The sequence below is a fragment of the Shimia aestuarii genome, assembly GCF_022814865.1.
GTDB lineage: Bacteria > Pseudomonadota > Alphaproteobacteria > Rhodobacterales > Rhodobacteraceae > Shimia > Shimia aestuarii_A.
In genome coordinates, this window is the sequence record NZ_JAKVRD010000016.1 from 37,974 (window position 1) to 54,523 (window position 16,550).

The following is a 16,550-nucleotide window of genomic DNA, read 5'->3' on the forward strand; positions in this document are numbered from 1 at the left end:
CTGGCATTTTCATGCGGGTGGGATTTCTTAGCCCGCCTGCTCCAGCTCACGTTCAAGTGCCTTTTCAACGGCGCCACGCGGCTTGGTGAAGCGTGCGAACAAGTCATAAAGAGTTGGCGTAACGATCAGCATCAGGACGGCAGAAAGGGTCAGGCCGGCGATGATGACCGTGCCGATGGCATTGCGGCTTTCGGCGCCTGCGCCTTCTGCAAGGACGAGAGGCAAGGCGCCGAGGATCGTTGAAAGCACTGTCATCATGATCGGGCGCAGACGCAGGACGGCGGCTAGGATTGCGGCCTCGTGCACGGACTTGCCCTCGTCGCGTAGCTGGTTGGCGAACTCGACGATCAGGATGCCGTTCTTGGCCACGAGGCCGATCAATAGGATGATGCCGATCTGGCTATAGACGTTGAGTGATAATCCTCCGAGCGCCATCGCGTAGATTGCACCGGCGACACCGGCAGGCACACTGAGAAGGATAATCGCCGGGTGCACGAAGCTCTCGAACTGCGCGGCAAGAACCAGGAAGACAATCAACAGCGCCATCGCAAAGACGGCGGTCGCACCGGCTGTGGTGTCCTTGAAGGTTCGCGATTGCCCTTCATAGCCGAGCTTCCCCGTTGCTGGCACGATGTCATCGGCAAGCGCTTCGATCTCGCCCAGTACGGCACCGAGATCAGCACCGGGTGCGAGCGCGCCGGAAAGCTGGATAGAGGGCAGGCGGTCAAAGCGGCGCAAGGACGGGGCCGCTGCGTTCTCTTGCAAGGTGACAAGAGCGCCGAGCGGCACAAGCGTTTCGCCATCTCCGGAACGGATATAGATGTTGTCGATATCCGAGGGCGAACGGCGATCCTGCGCCTCGGCCTGAAGGATGACAGGGTATTCGCGTCCGCGACTGATAAAGGTCGTGGCCTGCCGAGATGCGAGCATGGATTGCATCGTGGAGGCAATGGTCTCGATGGAAATCCCAAGATCATCGGCGCGCTGCCGGTCGATGTTGATCTCAAGCTGTGGCAGGTTCTGTTCGTAGTTGATCTCTGGATTGACGAGACCTTCAATGGATTCCGCGCGGGCGAGAAGCGTGGTGGACCAGTCTTTGACGCTCTCGAAATCAGGGCCGCTGATCACGATGCGGACCGGAGTCGAGTTGCCGCGCAGGCCGAGACCCGCAGGAGTAATCGGGAAACCGCGCGCGGCGGTGATTTGTGCCATCTTGGGAGCGATCTCGCGGGCGACCTCTGAGGCGGATTTCTCGCGCGCTTCCCACGGTGCCAGACGAAAGACGACAAAAGAGCGCCAGGCACGATTGCCCCAGCCGGTAAAGGTAAAGACGGTTTCGATCGTGCCTTCTTCGCGTAGCGGATCAAGCAGGGCCTCGACCTGTTGTGCGGCTCGGTCGGTATAGGCCGTGGTGCTGCCTTGCGGAGCGGTCAGGGGAATAAAGCCGACACCACGGTCCTCGCGCGGGGCGAGTTCACGCGGCAGGCTATCATAGAAGAAGAACGCGCCGCCGCTGATCGCTGTGCCAAGAACGATGACGACAAGGGGCATCCTCAGGCAGTATCGCAGGAGCGCGGCATAGGCACGTTGCACCGGGCTTTCGGGGTGTGCTGTGGTTGCAAGGGGCGCGCCGTCGCTTTGTTTTCTTGCCCGCAAGATCTTGGAGGCAAGTGCCGGGCAGGCCGTCAGGGCAACGAAAGTTGAGATGGCCACCGTGCCCGCCATCACCCAACCGAACTCGATAAAAAGGCGCCCGACCTGACCCGGCATGAAGGAGAGCGGCACGAAGACCGCAATCAACGTGACCGAGGTCGCCAACACTGCAAAGGTGACCTGTCGCGCGCCCTTGAGCGCAGCAACAAGCGGCGTCTCGCCGTTCTCGATCCGGCGTTGGATGTTCTCGAGTACGACGATGGCGTCGTCCACTACGAGGCCGATGGCGAGGAGCAGTGCAAGCAGTGTCAGGGTGTTGAGAGAGAACCCCCAAGCCCCAATCAGGACAAACGCACCAATGAGAGAAACGGGAATGGTGATCGCGGGAATGAGCGTGGCCCGGAACGAACGCAGGAAAAGGAGGATCACGAGAACGACGAGGCCGAGCGAGATCATCAAGGCATTGACCACTTCGCGGATCGAAGCGCCGACGAAAAGCGCATCATCGGAGCCGATCTGAATCTTCATACCTTCGGGAAGGGTGGGGTTGATGCGGTCGACTTCGGCGCGCACGGCGTTGGAAATCTGCAGTGTGTTGGACTGGCTTTGGCGTTGAACGGCGATGCCAACCGCATCTCGACCGTCACTGCGCGCGATGGTGGTGTCCTCGGCGACACCGGGCTCTACTCTGGCAACATCGCCAAGGCGCACAGGGTATCCTGCGACCCGGTCGAGTACGACATCCCGGAAATCATCGACGCTCTGAAGGCGGCTGTTGAGCCGCACGGTCAGTTGCCGGTTGCGAGAGGTGACCTCTCCGGCTGGTAGCTCGACGTTGTTGCGTTTGAGGGCGTTCTCGACATCCGCCACCGTCAGTTTGCGCGCGGCCAGCGCGCGGCGGTCGAGCCATATCCGCACGGCAAAAGATCGTTCGCCGTAAATGCGTAAGCTGGCGACACCGTCAAGTGTGGCTAGGCGATCGGATATGAAGCGATCCACATAGTCGGTGATTTCGGCGGTTGTCATTCGGTCGGACACCACCGCAAGACGCATCACCGGGTCGGCGTCGGCGTCGCTCTTCTCGACTTCGGGTTGATCGGCCTCCTGCGGGAGGTTGTCTCGGATGCGCCCCACGGCGTCGCGCACGTCATTGGCGGCGACATCCACATCGCGCCCGGCCTCGAACTCTATGGTGACCCGAGAACGGCCCTGTCGGCTTTCTGAACTGATCGACCGGATGCCCGAGATGGAGGCAACTGCCCCTTCGATTGTTTCGGTGATGTCGGTGTCGATGACTTCTGGCGCGGCGCCGCGATAGGTCGTCGTGACGGTCACAACGGCGTTGTCGACATCTGGCAATTCCCGCACAGGGATGTCGCGCAGCGCAATGATGCCGAACACAATGAGCAACAAATTTGCGACCGCGGCGAGAACCGGTCGGCGCACCGATATGTCGGAGAGAGTCACGACTCGCCCTCCGCCCCATCCGGGGTCTGCCCTTCTGCACCGACCTCCCTGACAGGGGATCCATCACGTACTCGGTGCAGCCCTTTGACGACCACCCTGTCGCCTGCCTCCAATCCGCTGAGGATCGCGACAAGCCCATTGCGGCGTTGGCCCGCTTTCACAGTGGTGCGTTTTGCGATGCCATCATGAACCGCAAAGACATAGGTCTCGGCGGCCTGAAACAAGATGGCTTCTTCAGGGACAACAAGGTGATCTGTCCGCAAGAGTGTGAGTTCAAGCGACATGAACATGCCGGAGGGCAAGGTGCCGCTTGGGTTCGGGATGACGGCGCGGGCGCGGAACGAACGGCTCTGGGGGTCAATACGGCTATCTACCGCGTCGATGGCCCCGTCAAACCGCTGTCCGGGAAATGCGGCGCTCGTGGCGACGATGGTTTGCCCTCTCGAGACGCGGGCGAAAAGGGTCTCGGGAAGCGCGAACTCAACCTCGACATGAGAAAGGTCGTCGAGCCGCGCGATGAAGGTTCCGGCATTCACGCGCGCGCCTTCATCGACTTCTGCAAGGCCGATGGTCCCGTCAAAAGGCGCGCGCAGGCTCCGTTGGGCAAGGCGTTGCTCAGCGCGATCAAACTCGGCATGGGCTTCGGCTTGACGGGCCGTGGCATCCTCGAGCGTGGCTTCGGCCACAGCACTTGCGCCGCGTAGCTGTGTCATACGTTCAAGCATCCTATCACGCTCGGTGACTTGGGCGCGGGCCTCGGCAAGGTCGGCGCGTGCAATCGTATCATCAAGGCGGACAAGGACGGCGCCAGCCTTTACCTTTTGGCCAGAGGAGAACGTGATTTCTTCAATTCGACCGCTCGCCTCGGGCACGATATCGACGGATTGCCGCGCACGTGTGGTTCCGACGGCCTCGACCGCATCGGATAGTGTTTCGAGACGCACTTCGGCGAGTTCAACAGGTGCGGCGCCCGACCGGCGCGGCGCGGTTTGTGCCTCGGAAGCGGTGTCGGCGGCGATAAAGCGCTGGTAACCTTCGTAGCCGCCATAGCCAAGCGCCGCACACACGGCCAAGATCAGAACCTGTTTCCAGATAGACATAAGAGTCGACACCCGTTTTGACGTTCCAGCGATCAGCAGAACCAGTCATTGAGGGTAGAGGAACGGGCCGGATAAGCAATCTTAACCTTGCGGGTCGGACCGCAGCGACCACCCCGCTCTTTACGCCGCTCAAGCGTTGGTCACATGTGTTCGCAAGCTTTGGGCAATCAAGGCCGGTGTCTGTGGCCATTCGATGAAGGGCGGCAAAAGTGGACCGCTGAACGCGGCAGATGCGAGAGCATCGGGGACATCCTCGATGTAGTGCCCGGCACGAAGTGCAAAGAACGGCAGGCAAATCGCCTGACCAAGGTCTTGCGCGGCATCGCCGAGGAAAGGCTCCTGCTCCACAAATCCGGGGTGCGCGGAGCTGAACCCGAGCGCCGATTCAAGCCGTGATGTGAGGGCTTTTGTGGTTTCGGCATTCTTTTCGGAGACAGCGCTCCCATGTGCAGCGACAAGAAGCGCCGTGTCCTTGGCGTGCCACTCATTTGCGGCAAGGCACTCTGTGAGCGCAGCCATGATGGTATCGGTCAAGGCCGGCTCATGGCCGAAGGGGGGTAGAACGCTGAGCCCCAGCGCCTCGGCTTTCTTGCCGATGACGCGTCCGACGAAATAACCATCGGCCATGAAGAACGGATAGAGCAGCGGTGCACCAAGCTTCTCCACCGCAGCTTCAAAGCGGCCCGGTGCAGCGAGCGTTGCGCTTGACACCTGAATGTCAGGCAGAAGCGCATCGACCTTTGCAGCAAGAGCAGCAAGTGCGTCTTCCTGCACTTCTGGATCAGAGGGGCTTCCATGGGCAACGATGAGAACAGAGGGGGTATGGGTTTGTTGCATTTGAGGGCCTTTGGTGCGGCTGATGCGGTTTGTTGTATCCTAGAGGCTCTGTCCTGAAAGCTGAATGGTGCGTTTACAGCGGAGGGCGCAAAATCCGTCTATAGTCCGTCTATAGGATGGCATTGTCCCGCGTCCTCACAAGGACTTGATTGATGGCTGCAAGCAGGACATCTTCTTTTCTCTGGCGGAAATGACGAAAGCAAAGCTTTGCGCGGGGTGTCAAATGCGGATCGGATTTCTCGGAACTGGCACAATCGCAAGCGCGGTTGTCGAGGGAATCGCTGGCGACGGGCATGTGATCATCGTGTCTCGGCGCAGTGAGGCCAGATCAAGCGCTTTGGCGGAGGCTTATTCTTCGGTGCACGTCGGTGAGAACCAAGAGGTCTTGGATCAGAGCGACGTGGTGTTCCTTGGCCTCATGGCGGAAACCGCAGCGGAGACGCTAGCACCGCTGACGTTCCGCGAGAATCAGGCTGTGATCTCTTTCATGGCGGGCGCGACATTGGAGGCGGTTGGGGAAATGGTGCGCCCGGCGCGGGCGGCGGCAGGGATGATGCCCTTCCCCGGGATCGCGCAAGGCGGCTCACCGATCATGATGCAGGGCGATGCGGGCCTCGTTAAAACGATCTTCGGGGCGCGGAATAAGGTTTTCGCTCTTGGGGATGACAGCGAGTTACAGGCCTATCTCGCAGCGCAGGCCGTGTTGTCGCCGGTGGCGGCGATGGTCGGCGAAGCGGCGGCTTGGCTTGGGGCGCGCGTGGAGGATCTGGGTCAGGGTGAGGCCTTCCTGCGGTTGCTCGTTGCGTCGAGCCTTGCCGAGACCGGCTGCGCCGATCTCGTGGCGGCGCTCAATACGCCCGGCGGATATAATCAGCGGTTGCGGGTGCATATGGAAGAGGCGGGGATAGGCGCGGCCCTGACAACAGGTCTCGACGCCTTGGAGGGCTGAGACGCGCGTCAATGCGTAGAGCGGATTTCCCCGGTGTCGAGAACGGGCGCCACATCAAGATCTTCTGCGTCGAGCATAGAGGCGACACGTTCCAGAGCCGCAATGAGCGCCGCTTGTTCCCAATCTTCCATCGCGTCGAACTTGCGCACGAATCGTTGTTGTAGTGGATCGGGCGCGTCCGCGATGGCCTGACGCCCTTTTTCTGTGGCGACGATGTTGGTTTGGCGGCGGTCGGTCTCTGAACGCTGACGCTCGACCATATCTTGCCGCACCAGCTTGTCGACGAGCGAAGTCACCGTAGCCTGCGAAATGCGCATTTGTTGCGCGATCTTGGTGGCGGTGCATTGGCCATTCTCGGCCACGATCTGCAGCACTCGGAACTGCGCGCCAGTCAGGCCAACCGACTGTGCCAGCTCACGTGAGAACATCTCTGTCGCCCGAAGAATACGGCGAATGGCAATAAGGCTTGTATCAACGCGATCCATGCTTTCACGTTCTCAGGTTTCGCTGGTGAAGGCAAGAACAGGCGTTCTGTTTACACTTTGATAAGCAAAGCAATTGAATTCGGCCGAAACCCCTAGTTTGCAACGCTCATAGCGCGTTTATCGCTCAAAAAGGGCTGATTTATCGCTCAAAAAGGGCTGAAAGGTTGACTTTTGAGGGGCTGCAATATACTTAGCCTATCAAAGCAAATCTGGAGGCCTCGAAAGAGATGCAGAATACATTGGAGTTTTTTCGCAAGTCCGTGCCGGTGCTTCGCAAGCCTGAAGCAGAGGATGGTGCAGATATTTGGGCTCTCGTGCGCGCGTGCAAACCGCTCGACGAGAATTCCATGTATTGCAACCTGATCCAGTGCGATCACTTCCGCGATACCTGTATCCTGGCCGAGCTTGATGGCGAGGTTGTGGGCTGGATCTCTGCCTATATTCCCCCTGCCGACCCAGAGACGCTCTTTATTTGGCAGGTGGCCGTGTCCGAGAAGGCGCGTGGCATGGGCCTTGGCACGCAGATGCTCGACGGGCTTCTGCACCGCGATGCCTGCCGGAAGATCACGCAGCTTCAGACCACGATCACCGGGGACAACTCGGCGTCTTGGGGGCTGTTCCGCAAATTTGCCGATAAGCACGGGGGCGATCTCGATGCGGAGCCCCACTTCACCAAAAAGGACCACTTCCGAGGCAAGCATGACACCGAGAACATGGTGACGATCGACCTCGAGGAGCGGATGCGCAAAGCGGCCTGAGCCGATGCTGCGCCCGCCCGTCCTGAACTCAACAATCCCAAAAGGATCCAACATGTCGACTGATAAGTCAGCCGAAATTTCCGTATTCAAACGTCGTGAATCCGAGGCGCGCAGCTACTGCCGCGGCTTCGATACGGTGTTCAAAAAGGCCCAAGGTTCCGAGCTCACCGACGAGCGCGGCCGGACCTATATCGATTTTCTTGCCGGGTGTTCCTCGCTCAACTACGGGCACAATGACCCGGACATGAAAGAGGCGCTTGTCGATCACATCTCGTCGGACGGGATCGCGCATGGCCTTGACCTGCACACCGATACCAAGGGCGCATTCCTCGAAGCCTTCGAGAGCCATATCCTCAAGCCGCGCAACATGGACCACAAGGTCATGTTCACCGGCCCGACCGGCGCCAATGCCGTCGAGGCGGCGATGAAGCTCGCCCGCAAGGTGACGGGGCGCACCAACATCATCTCGTTCACCAACGGGTTCCACGGTGTGACGCTCGGCGCGCTGGCCGCGACCGGCAACAGCTATCATCGTGGTGGCGCAGGCACGTCGCTTGGCGATGTGACCCGGATGCCGTTTGACAAATACATGGGCAATGGCTGCGACACGGCCGATTTCCTCGAGGCGATGCTCAATGACCGCTCCGGCGGCATGGATGCCCCGGCGGCGATCATGTTCGAGACGGTACAGGGCGAAGGCGGTCTCAATGCCGCGAGCCCGGAATGGATCAAACGCGTGGCCGACCTTGCCAAGGAACATGGCGCGCTGCTCATCATCGACGATGTGCAGGCGGGCTGTGGCCGTGCCGGTTCGTTCTTCTCGTTCGAGGACATGGATGTGACCCCGGATATCGTCACCATGGCGAAATCGGTTTCGGGCTTCGGTCTTCCGATGGCGCTTATGCTGGTGCGTCCGGAGCATGACATCTTTGGTCCGGCCGAGCATAACGGCACGTTTCGCGGCAACACCCATGCCTTCGTGACCGCCCGCGTCGCGATCGAAAAATTCTGGAGCGACACGTCCTTCCAGGAAGAGATTGCTGCCAAGGCGCGCCTTCTTGAGGTCGTGCTCGGCGAGATGGTCGAGATGGTGCCGGGGGCCGAGATCAAGGGCCGTGGCATGATGCAGGGCGTCGATGTGAAATCCGGAGCGCTGGCTTCGGAAATCTGTGCGCGCGCCTTTCAGAAGGGTCTCATCATCGAGACCTCAGGCAACGAAGATCAGGTCGTGAAGGTTCTCGCGCCGCTGACCACGCCGGATGCAACGTTCCGCAACGGCCTTTCCATCCTCCTCGACGCCACGCGCGAGGTCACCGACAACAACAAGATCGCGGCGGAGTAAGACACCATGATCGTTAGAGATTTCAACAAGATCATCGAGACCGAGAAAGAGCGCGTCGTCTCAGACGCCCAGTGGTCTTCGGTTCGCATGTTGCTCGCGGATGATGGAATGGGGTTCTCGTTCCACATCACCTTTCTTGAAGCCGGTTCGGAACACACGTTCGAATACAAGAACCACTTCGAAAGCGTCTACTGCATGCAGGGGACAGGGTCGATCACGGATCTCGCCACCGGCGAGACCTACGAGATCAAGCCGGGCGTGATGTATGCTCTGAACGAGCATGATCGCCATATCCTGCGCGCCGAGGAAGAGCTTGTCATGGCTTGTGTGTTCAACCCTCCCGTAACGGGGAAAGAGGTTCACCAAGCCGACGGTTCCTACGCGCTCGAAGACGCTTAACCCAGTTGAAACGGAGGCCCCGGTTCGAAAACGGCCGGGGAAATCCCATTGACCTTTCCTGACCATACCGTCGAAAAAATCGGCGGCACTTCCATGAGCCGCATTGATGAGCTTGTGGAAACCCTCATCATCGGGGATCGCAAACCCGAGGATCTTTATCACCGCGTTTTCGTGGTGTCCGCCTTTGGCGGGATCACGAACCTGCTTCTTGAGCACAAGAAGACGGGGACACCAGGCGTGTTCGCGCTTTTCTCCAATGACGACAACGACCATAGCTGGCTCGATGCGCTGACCAAGGTGTCTGACGCGATGAGCGAGGCGCATAATGCGGTGCTTACCGAGGCTGCCGATCAGTCGGCCGCGGATGACTTCGTGCGCGAACGGATCGAGGGTGCGCGCAGTGTGCTCTTTGACCTGCGCCGCCTGTGTTCCTACGGCCATTTCCGCCTGTCGAGCCACATGCAGATCGTGCGCGAGCTGCTGTCGGGGCTTGGCGAGGCGCATTCCGCCTTCGTCACCAGCCTGATGCTGCAACGCGCCGGTGTGAACGCGCGGTTTGTCGACCTTTCGGGGTGGCGCGACGAGACGGAGTGCTCGCTTCAGGAGCGGATCGCGGGCGGTTTCGCCGATGTCGATCTTGCACGCGAAATGCCGATCGTGACGGGCTATGCCCAATGCCGCGAGGGGCTTATGAAAGAGTATGACCGCGGCTATTCCGAGGTCACCTTCTCGAGCATCGCGGCCTATACGCAGGCGCGCGAGGCGATCATCCACAAGGAGTTTCACCTCTCCTCAGCGGACCCGAACCTTGTAGGAGAGAGCTCGGTTCAGAAGCTTGGCCACACGAATTACGACGTCGCAGATCAGCTTTCAAACATGGGGATGGAGGCGATTCACCCCAATGCCGCCAAGACCTTACGCCAAGCGAGCGTCGCGCTGCGTGTGACCAACGCGTTCGATCCGGGCGACCCTGGCACGTTGATTGATGACGAGGCTGGAGAGGCGGCAGGCGTCGAGATCATCACCGGCCTCGATGTCTTTGCGCTCGAGCTTTTCGAGCAGGACATGGTGGGCGTCAAAGGCTATGACGCGACAGCGCTGGAGGCGTTGACGCGGCATAATGTTCGGATTGTTTCGAAGACGTCGAATGCGAACACGATTACCCATTATGTCGAGGCGACGTTGAAGTCGGTGCGGCGGGTGATTGCGGAGTTGGAAAAGGCCTATCCGTCTGCTGATATCAGCGCCCGCAGTCTTGCGCTTGTTTCGGCGATCGGACGCGACCTTTCGGGGACGCGGGCCTTTAGCCGGGGGCTTTGTGCGCTTGAAGAAGCGGGCATCGGTGTCGTCGCGGCGCATCAGACACCGCGCAATGTCGATATTCAGTTCGCGGTGGATCGTTCGGACGCTGACAAGGCCATCAAGGCGCTGCACGAAGTGCTTATCGAAGAGCCATCGAAACCGGTTCTGAACGTCGCGGCCTAAGGCCCGGCAGCAGGCCAGTTCATGCGCCCCCGTCGCGTCCCTCGCGGCGGGGGTTTTCCGTCTTAGCCTTTGTTTTCGCCTACGTTTTCTGCAAAGGCGACCTTGAAGGCCTCTTGCTTTTCGGGGCTGGCCTCGGTCTGGTTCTGGGCCTTCCAGTCGTCGTAGGGCATGCCGTAGTAGATCTCGCGGGCCTCGTCCTTGGACATCTCGATGCCGCGCTCGTTGGCGGCTTCCTGATACCAGCGCGAGAGGCAGTTGCGGCAGAACCCGGCGAGGTTCATCAGGTCGATATTCTGCACGTCGGTGCGTTTTTCCATGAGGTGTTCGCGCAGGGTCCGGAAGGCGGCGGCCTCAAGTTCAATGCGGGTCTGGTCGTCCATGAAAAGCTCCGATCTGGTCTGGCGGGTATGTTCCCCATCTAGGGAAGTGGCGCGGTCAGGGCAAGTGTGAGGGCGATTCGGCGCAGAGTGGTAAACGGAGGAAAACGCCTGCTGTATCGCGTCGGTATAACGTCGGTATTGCGTCGGTATGGACCCCGGAAATGCCATGATGAACGCAGCGCACGCCCTGCGGAGAGGTAAACAAAACCCTAATGGGTTTTCGGGTCGCTCATTCCTCTTCGATGGTGCGCTTGGCGTAGGTCTCGGTTTGCATGTCCTGCGTATCGACGGAGAGCGCGCCAACTGTGGGCAGGTGCTGATCCATCACCGCGAGGAGGGACGCAGACAATTCTTGCTTGGCCTCCACCGTGCGGCCCGAGAGCATCCAGACCGTCAGGTGGGCGAAGGTCGCGGGGGCGGTGCCCATGTGGACATTCTCGCAGGCGATTGTGCGGGTCTTGATGGCGGCGATGTTGTGAAAGACGGGGCTTGCCGCCGCCGCATCAAACAGCGCCTTGGAGAGCGCGTCGAGGTCATGAGTTCCGGCGAGTTCGGCGGAATGTTCGAGAACGAGATGCGGCATGGTTCAAAGACCCGTGAGTTGGAGCGTTTCGGTCAGGAGCGGCGCGAGGCGCGCGGCCCAGGCGTTTTGCTTTGCCTCGGCGTCGATCTCGTCATGGCGCAGCTCGATCAGCGCGTTGAGACGGCCATGGGCAAAGCAATGCTTGTCGACGGAATCGCCGGGCAGGTGGCCAGCATAGGGTTCGTTGTCGCCCACGGTCAGGTCGCCTTCGCGGTTCAGGCGGTCAATGAGGGCGACGCCAAAGCGTTCTTCTTGCGGGGCGTGCAGGATGCCGATCTCCCAAGGGCGCGGGGCGCGGCCATTGAGCTTGGGCGAAAAGCTATGCATGGCGATGATCACGGGATCCTTGCGCGCGGCGGCGAGGCCGGAGAGGGCCTCGTGGTAGGGGCGGTAGTAGGCCTGTTTGCGGCGCTCGATCTCGGTCGCGTCGATATGGCGGTTGGCGGGGATGATCGTACCGTCATAGAGCCGCATCACGAGGGTCGGATCGTCTTCGCCCCGGTTCGGATCAATCACGAGGCGCGAGAAATTCGACGAGATGACCGGCGCGTCGAGCAGTTCACCGAGCCGAAGAGAGGTGCCGAGCGCGCCGATGTCATAGGCGATATGGCGTTGCATGTCGGCAGGAGCGAGGCCGAGGTCGCCGCCGTTGATTTCCTCGGGGACGTGGTTCGAGGCGTGATCGACGGTCACAAGGAAGCGCGATTTGCGGTCTGCGCCGTGAATGTGAAAAGGTTGGTATGTCATGAGCCTGTTATTTCCTTACGCGACAGACTTAAGATGTTTCTGGGGGAAACTGAAACAGAGATTTTCCGGAAACGGCCAGAGGTGTAGATGTGAGGCAGGTTCGGGGGCACGGGTGCCCGGCAATTCAGCCCCGCGACGCTTCGGCCCGTTGCTCCCGAAGGGGAATTGGGCGATAAGCCCAGAGAGATACGTTAGCGGTAACAGGTGCCGCGAGAAAGCAAAGACGATATGAGAAGACTTCGAAATACCAAGATCGTGGCGACCCTCGGGCCGGCAAGCGAAACCTATGAGATGATCCGCGCCCTGCACGAGGCGGGGGCGGATGTGTTCCGGCTCAACATGAGCCACGGGAGCCATGAGGAAATCCGCGAGAAGCACCGGATCATTCGTCAGGTCGAGAAAGAGCTCAACAGCCCGATTGCGATCCTTGCGGATTTGCAGGGGCCGAAACTGCGCGTTGGGGTCTTTGCCAAGGGTAAGGAAAAGCTCGTCAACGGGGCGAAGTTCCGCATGGACCTTGATCCGGCAGAGGGCGACAAGCATCGTGTCTGCCTGCCGCATCCGGAGATTTTTGCCGCACTTGAGCCGGGCAAGACGCTCCTCGTCAATGACGGCAAGATCCGGCTGCGGGTCGAGGGGTGTGGCGCGGACTATGCCGATTGCGTCGTGGTCAATGGGGGCAAGATCTCGGACCGCAAGGGCGTAAATGTGCCGGACGTGGTTTTGCCGTTGGCGGCGCTTTCGGAGAAGGATCGCGACGACCTCGAGTTTGTCTGTGGTCTTGGGATCGACTGGCTTGCGCTTTCTTTCGTGCAGCGGCCTGAGGATGTGGACGAGGCGCGCGCGTTGGCGCAGGGGCGGGCGGCGATCCTGTCGAAGATCGAAAAACCCTCGGCGGTCGAGCATTTCGAGGAGATACTCGCGGCGTCGGACGGGATCATGGTTGCGCGGGGCGATCTTGGGGTTGAATTGCCGGTAAGCCATGTGCCGCCGATCCAGAAGCGCCTTGTACGGAAGTGCCGTTTTGCGGCCAAGCCTGTGATCGTCGCGACGCAGATGCTCGAGAGCATGATCGACAGCCCGATGCCGACGCGGGCCGAGGTCAGCGACGTGGCGACGGCGATCTACGAGGGCACGGATGCGATCATGCTTTCGGCGGAATCGGCGGCGGGGCATTTCCCGATTGAGGCGGTGAAGACGATGAATGACGTCGCCGCAGAGGTCGAGGAAGACGAGACCTATCGCACCATTATCGAGGCGTCGCGCTCTGCGCCGCGCTCGAGCGTGGCGGATGCCATCGTGTCGGCGGCGCGGGAGGTTGCGGAGACCACGGATATCGAGGCGATCTGCTGTTTCACGGAAAGCGGGACCACGGCGCTCAAGACGGCGCGGGAACGGCCGCGCGTGCCGATCCTTGCCATGACATCCTTGCGTGGCACGGCACGGCGGTTGGCGCTGAGCTGGGGCATCAACTGTGTGATGACGGGCGAGGTCAAACGCTTCAAAGAGGCCGTTGTCGCCGCGGCGCGGGCCGCCACGGCGCAGGGCTTTGCAGGGCCGGAAGATCAGATCGCGGTCATGGCGGGCCTGCCGTTCAACGTTCCGGGGACGACGAATATCCTGCGTGTCGCACCCTGCGATGAGCGTTTGATTTACAATATGGAAACAGAGTAGGTTCGTCCGAGGATTAAGACAGGCGGGCAAATGCTAAGCGACTACTTGCTGACGAGCGGGCTTGTGTTGGGGCTTTTCTCGATCCCGGCGATGCTTGCCGCCTATGCGGATCTGCGCACACCGCGCGCGTCGATGGCGGCCTTCATCCTCGCCTGTGCGATCATCGCGTTCGCCTATATGAGTCACCCCGGTGGCTATGTGATCGCCGATGTGCCCAACGTGGTGGTGTCGGTGATCGCGGATATCATCAAGGTCACCCAGTAGCGCCACGCGCGAAAGGTGCAAGAATCCCCTTGCAGCTTGGGGTTTTGCCCCGTATACGGCGCCTCTATCCGCGCGACCGGCCCGAGAGGCATGCCGAGTCGCGTTTGTAACCGACCATCGAAGGAGACGGAAATGCCCAAGATGAAGACAAAGTCGAGCGCCAAGAAGCGCTTTAAAGTGACGGCGAAAGGCAAGGTCATGGCAGGCCAGGCCGGCAAGCGCCACGGTATGATCAAGCGTACCCGCAAGTTCATCCGCGACGCCCGCGGCACCACCACCCTGTCCGCCCCTGACGCAAAGACCGTCAAGGGCTACATGCCCTACGACCGCTAAGAGGAGTACGAGAGATGTCCCGAGTTAAAGGTGGAACCGTCACTCACGCCCGTCACAAGAAAATCACGAAGGCAGCGAAGGGCTATTACGGCCGTCGCAAGAATACCTTCAAGGTGGCGACGCAGGCCGTTGATAAGGCCAACCAGTATGCAACCCGCGACCGTAAGAACCGCAAGCGCAATTTCCGCGCGCTGTGGATCCAGCGTATCAACGCTGCTGTGCGCGCACATGACGCCGATCTGACCTATTCGCGCTTCATCAACGGCCTGAACCTGGCCGGGATCGAAGTCGATCGTAAGGTCCTTGCCGATCTCGCCGTGCATGAGCCGGAAGCGTTCAACGCTATCGTCGATCAGGCGAAAGGCGCGCTGGCCGCGTAAGTTTTCCCGATAAGGGATTGAGGAAACGCCGCTGACCGAAAGGTTGGCGGCGTTTTTCGTTGGGCCGGATGGGCCGTGCGCGCTCTTGCATTCGTGGCCCTCTGTGGTAGCAGAGAGCCGACGAATTTGGAGGGTCCGATGGACGATCTCAGAGACAAGTATATCGCGCTCATTGCGGAGGCCGGGAACGAGGCCACGCTCGAAGAGTTGCGGGTGCAGGCCGTGGGCAAGAAGGGCGAGATCAGCCTCAAGATGCGCGAGCTTGGCAAGATGACCCCGGAAGAGCGGCAGGTCATGGGGCCAAAGCTCAACACGCTCAAGGACGAGATCAATTCGGCGCTTGCCATGAAGAAAGAGGCGCTGGCCGATGCAGCGCTTGATGAGCGGCTCAAGGGCGAATGGCTTGACGTGACGCTTCCCGGGCGCGCGCGCCGCGAAGGCACGATCCATCCGGTGTCACAGGTCATGGAAGAGGTCACGGCGATCTTTGCCGATCTTGGCTTCTCGGTGGCCGAGGGGCCGCAGATCGAGACCGATTGGTACAACTTCGACGCGCTCAACATTCCGGGCCATCACCCGGCCCGCGCCGAGATGGACACGTTCTATACCCATCGCGCAGAAGGCGATAATCGCCCGCCGCACGTGCTTCGCACGCATACCTCGCCGGTGCAGATCCGGTCGATGGAAAAGCACGGCGCGCCGATCCGCATCATTTGTCCGGGCCGTGTTTATCGCGCGGATTATGACCAGACGCACACGCCGATGTTCCATCAGGTCGAGGGCCTCGCGATTGGTAAGGATATTTCCATGGCGAACCTGAAATGGGTTCTCGAGGAGTTCTTCTCGGCCTTCTTTGGCACCCATGTGGATACCCGTTTCCGCGCCTCGCATTTCCCGTTCACGGAGCCGTCGGCGGAAGTCGATATTCAGTGTGAATGGGTCGATGGGCAGGTCAAGGTCGGCGAAGGCAATGACTGGCTCGAGGTGCTTGGCTCGGGCATGGTGCATCCCAAGGTGCTCGAGGCGGGCGGCATTGATCCGAACGAATATCAGGGCTTTGCCTTTGGGATCGGGATCGACCGGCTTGCGATGCTGAAATACGGTATCCCGGATCTGCGGGCGTTCTTTGATAGCGACCTGCGCTGGCTGCGCCACTACGGGTTTGCGAGCCTCGATCAGCCGACGCTGCATGGCGGGTTGTCGCGGTAATCGGACGTGTCCAAGTTTGACGAGATCGTTGCGCTTGATGGAACGGTCTGGTCCATTGCTTGGGGAGTGGATGATCACCCCGATGTTGCGTCTGAGGTTCTGGGCGTGCCCCTGAAACCGAAAGGGCGCATCGGAGCAGTCGCATTTTACGAGCCGCGATATGGCGAAGAGAAGACGCTCTCGATCTATGACTGTGGCGCGTATCTATGGGCTGCCGCTGAGATTACCCCTGGTGTCTATGCGCAGGCGGTGCGGCCCAAGAACGGCAAGGTGGTAAGCACTCCCGAGGTTCCGAAACCCGATCCTGTAGAGCGTCGTACCAAAGTTCTTAAGACGATGCTCGTTCTGATAGGGGTTGCGATCATCTATTGGTTTCTTGGGTAGTTTTCAGTGGTCTAAGTGCAGTGGCGGGCTGAGGCCCGCCCTACGGGTGGACGGCCATGTCGGGATGGTTGAAGGGGGCGCGTTTGGCGTCCCTTTTTTGGTTTCGCGACAGAGGCCGCAG

At 60.4% G+C, this 16,550-nt stretch carries 18 protein-coding genes; 11 read left to right on the forward strand and 7 right to left on the reverse strand.

Translation table 11 applies throughout. The features are described from left to right. Positions 1-27 precede the first annotated feature (27 nt). The 3 genes from MK745_RS14535 to MK745_RS14545 all read right to left on the reverse strand — a co-directional run bounded on the left by MK745_RS14535 (position 28) and on the right by MK745_RS14545 (position 5,057). Positions 28-3,120 (reverse strand): efflux RND transporter permease subunit, encoded by a 3,093-nt coding sequence (locus MK745_RS14535; RefSeq protein ID WP_243614026.1) that lies wholly within the window; start codon positions 3,118-3,120, stop codon positions 28-30. Further along, entirely contained in the window at positions 3,117-4,220 is a 1,104-nt protein-coding gene (locus MK745_RS14540) for an efflux RND transporter periplasmic adaptor subunit (RefSeq protein ID WP_243614027.1), read from the reverse strand. The genes MK745_RS14535 and MK745_RS14540 overlap by 4 nt, the downstream gene beginning before the upstream one ends. A gap of 129 nt (positions 4,221-4,349) precedes the next feature. Further along, positions 4,350-5,057 carry a sirohydrochlorin chelatase gene (locus MK745_RS14545; protein ID WP_243614028.1) on the reverse strand — a complete coding sequence of 236 codons (708 nt, stop codon included), beginning with the start codon at positions 5,055-5,057 and terminating at the stop codon, positions 4,350-4,352. Between the two features lie 223 nt (positions 5,058-5,280). Between MK745_RS14545 and MK745_RS14550 the strand changes: the two genes are divergently transcribed. Next, a complete protein-coding gene (locus MK745_RS14550; protein WP_243614029.1) occupies positions 5,281-6,006 on the forward strand; it encodes an NAD(P)-binding domain-containing protein in 726 nt (241 codons plus the stop codon). An 8-nt stretch (positions 6,007-6,014) separates the two neighbouring features. Here MK745_RS14550 and MK745_RS14555 read toward each other — a convergent pair whose 3' ends face one another. Further along, positions 6,015-6,491 (reverse strand): MarR family winged helix-turn-helix transcriptional regulator, encoded by a 477-nt coding sequence (locus tag MK745_RS14555; protein ID WP_243614030.1) that lies wholly within the window; start codon positions 6,489-6,491, stop codon positions 6,015-6,017. 227 nt (positions 6,492-6,718) lie between these two features. Here MK745_RS14555 and ectA point away from each other — a divergent pair, with 227 nt between their 5' ends. Genes ectA through MK745_RS14575 form a run of 4 tightly spaced genes read left to right on the forward strand, consistent with a single transcriptional unit; the run spans position 6,719 to position 10,475 of the window. After that, positions 6,719-7,249, forward strand: coding sequence for a diaminobutyrate acetyltransferase (ectA, locus tag MK745_RS14560; protein WP_243614031.1), 531 nt, complete (start codon positions 6,719-6,721; stop codon positions 7,247-7,249). Positions 7,250-7,301: 52 nt separating this feature from the next. After that, positions 7,302-8,591 carry a diaminobutyrate--2-oxoglutarate transaminase gene (ectB, locus tag MK745_RS14565; RefSeq protein ID WP_243614032.1) on the forward strand — a complete coding sequence of 430 codons (1,290 nt, stop codon included), beginning with the start codon at positions 7,302-7,304 and terminating at the stop codon, positions 8,589-8,591. Positions 8,592-8,597: 6 nt separating this feature from the next. Then, complete coding sequence (locus tag MK745_RS14570) at positions 8,598-8,990, forward strand: ectoine synthase (protein ID WP_243614033.1); 393 nt, start codon at positions 8,598-8,600, stop codon at positions 8,988-8,990. A 48-nt stretch (positions 8,991-9,038) separates the two neighbouring features. Next, positions 9,039-10,475, forward strand: a complete 1,437-nt coding sequence (locus MK745_RS14575) for an aspartate kinase (RefSeq protein WP_243614034.1) — start codon at positions 9,039-9,041, stop codon at positions 10,473-10,475. Between the two features lie 62 nt (positions 10,476-10,537). Here MK745_RS14575 and MK745_RS14580 read toward each other — a convergent pair whose 3' ends face one another. The 3 genes from MK745_RS14580 to MK745_RS14590 form a co-directional block, all read right to left on the reverse strand. After that, a complete protein-coding gene (locus MK745_RS14580; RefSeq protein WP_243614035.1) occupies positions 10,538-10,855 on the reverse strand; it encodes a DUF1244 domain-containing protein in 318 nt (105 codons plus the stop codon). A gap of 229 nt (positions 10,856-11,084) precedes the next feature. Next, positions 11,085-11,438 carry a 5-carboxymethyl-2-hydroxymuconate Delta-isomerase gene (locus MK745_RS14585; RefSeq protein ID WP_243614036.1) on the reverse strand — a complete coding sequence of 118 codons (354 nt, stop codon included), beginning with the start codon at positions 11,436-11,438 and terminating at the stop codon, positions 11,085-11,087. A gap of 3 nt (positions 11,439-11,441) precedes the next feature. Continuing rightward, positions 11,442-12,185 carry an N-formylglutamate amidohydrolase gene (locus MK745_RS14590; protein ID WP_243614037.1) on the reverse strand — a complete coding sequence of 248 codons (744 nt, stop codon included), beginning with the start codon at positions 12,183-12,185 and terminating at the stop codon, positions 11,442-11,444. Between the two features lie 228 nt (positions 12,186-12,413). Between MK745_RS14590 and pyk the strand changes: the two genes are divergently transcribed. From pyk to MK745_RS14620, 6 genes are all read left to right on the forward strand, one after another. Further along, positions 12,414-13,859 carry a pyruvate kinase gene (gene pyk, locus MK745_RS14595; protein WP_243614038.1) on the forward strand — a complete coding sequence of 482 codons (1,446 nt, stop codon included), beginning with the start codon at positions 12,414-12,416 and terminating at the stop codon, positions 13,857-13,859. A gap of 30 nt (positions 13,860-13,889) precedes the next feature. Beyond that, positions 13,890-14,123, forward strand: coding sequence for a hypothetical protein (locus MK745_RS14600; protein WP_243614039.1), 234 nt, complete (start codon positions 13,890-13,892; stop codon positions 14,121-14,123). 132 nt (positions 14,124-14,255) lie between these two features. Beyond that, the gene (gene rpmI, locus MK745_RS14605) at positions 14,256-14,456 is read left to right on the forward strand and encodes a 50S ribosomal protein L35 (protein WP_243614040.1); all 201 of its coding nucleotides are present in this window, start codon (positions 14,256-14,258) and stop codon (positions 14,454-14,456) included. A gap of 14 nt (positions 14,457-14,470) precedes the next feature. Next, the gene (gene rplT / locus MK745_RS14610) at positions 14,471-14,836 is read left to right on the forward strand and encodes a 50S ribosomal protein L20 (protein WP_243614041.1); all 366 of its coding nucleotides are present in this window, start codon (positions 14,471-14,473) and stop codon (positions 14,834-14,836) included. Between the two features lie 138 nt (positions 14,837-14,974). Further along, on the forward strand, positions 14,975-16,045 hold the full coding sequence (gene pheS / locus MK745_RS14615; RefSeq protein ID WP_243614042.1) for a phenylalanine--tRNA ligase subunit alpha: 1,071 nt from the start codon (positions 14,975-14,977) through the stop codon (positions 16,043-16,045). A 6-nt stretch (positions 16,046-16,051) separates the two neighbouring features. After that, positions 16,052-16,429: a hypothetical protein gene (locus tag MK745_RS14620; RefSeq protein WP_243614043.1), complete on the forward strand. Its 378-nt coding sequence runs from the start codon at positions 16,052-16,054 to the stop codon at positions 16,427-16,429. Positions 16,430-16,550: the final 121 nt, after the last annotated feature.

Bases quoted from the DNA above. Each gene is read 5' to 3' on its own strand.
- MK745_RS14540 (WP_243614027.1), bottom strand. From the start codon at position 4,220: ATGTCTATCTGGAAACAGGTTCTGATCTTGGCCGTGTGTGCGGCGCTT.
- MK745_RS14545 (WP_243614028.1), bottom strand. From the start codon at position 5,057: ATGCAACAAACCCATACCCCCTCTGTTCTCATCGTTGCCCATGGAAGC.
- MK745_RS14550 (WP_243614029.1), top strand. From the start codon at position 5,281: ATGCGGATCGGATTTCTCGGAACTGGCACAATCGCAAGCGCGGTTGTC.
- MK745_RS14555 (WP_243614030.1), bottom strand. From the start codon at position 6,491: ATGGATCGCGTTGATACAAGCCTTATTGCCATTCGCCGTATTCTTCGG.
- ectA (WP_243614031.1), top strand. From the start codon at position 6,719: ATGCAGAATACATTGGAGTTTTTTCGCAAGTCCGTGCCGGTGCTTCGC.
- ectB (WP_243614032.1), top strand. From the start codon at position 7,302: ATGTCGACTGATAAGTCAGCCGAAATTTCCGTATTCAAACGTCGTGAA.
- MK745_RS14570 (WP_243614033.1), top strand. From the start codon at position 8,598: ATGATCGTTAGAGATTTCAACAAGATCATCGAGACCGAGAAAGAGCGC.
- MK745_RS14580 (WP_243614035.1), bottom strand. From the start codon at position 10,855: ATGGACGACCAGACCCGCATTGAACTTGAGGCCGCCGCCTTCCGGACC.
- MK745_RS14585 (WP_243614036.1), bottom strand. From the start codon at position 11,438: ATGCCGCATCTCGTTCTCGAACATTCCGCCGAACTCGCCGGAACTCAT.
- MK745_RS14590 (WP_243614037.1), bottom strand. From the start codon at position 12,185: ATGACATACCAACCTTTTCACATTCACGGCGCAGACCGCAAATCGCGC.
- pyk (WP_243614038.1), top strand. From the start codon at position 12,414: ATGAGAAGACTTCGAAATACCAAGATCGTGGCGACCCTCGGGCCGGCA.
- MK745_RS14600 (WP_243614039.1), top strand. From the start codon at position 13,890: ATGCTAAGCGACTACTTGCTGACGAGCGGGCTTGTGTTGGGGCTTTTC.
- rpmI (WP_243614040.1), top strand. From the start codon at position 14,256: ATGCCCAAGATGAAGACAAAGTCGAGCGCCAAGAAGCGCTTTAAAGTG.
- rplT (WP_243614041.1), top strand. From the start codon at position 14,471: ATGTCCCGAGTTAAAGGTGGAACCGTCACTCACGCCCGTCACAAGAAA.
- pheS (WP_243614042.1), top strand. From the start codon at position 14,975: ATGGACGATCTCAGAGACAAGTATATCGCGCTCATTGCGGAGGCCGGG.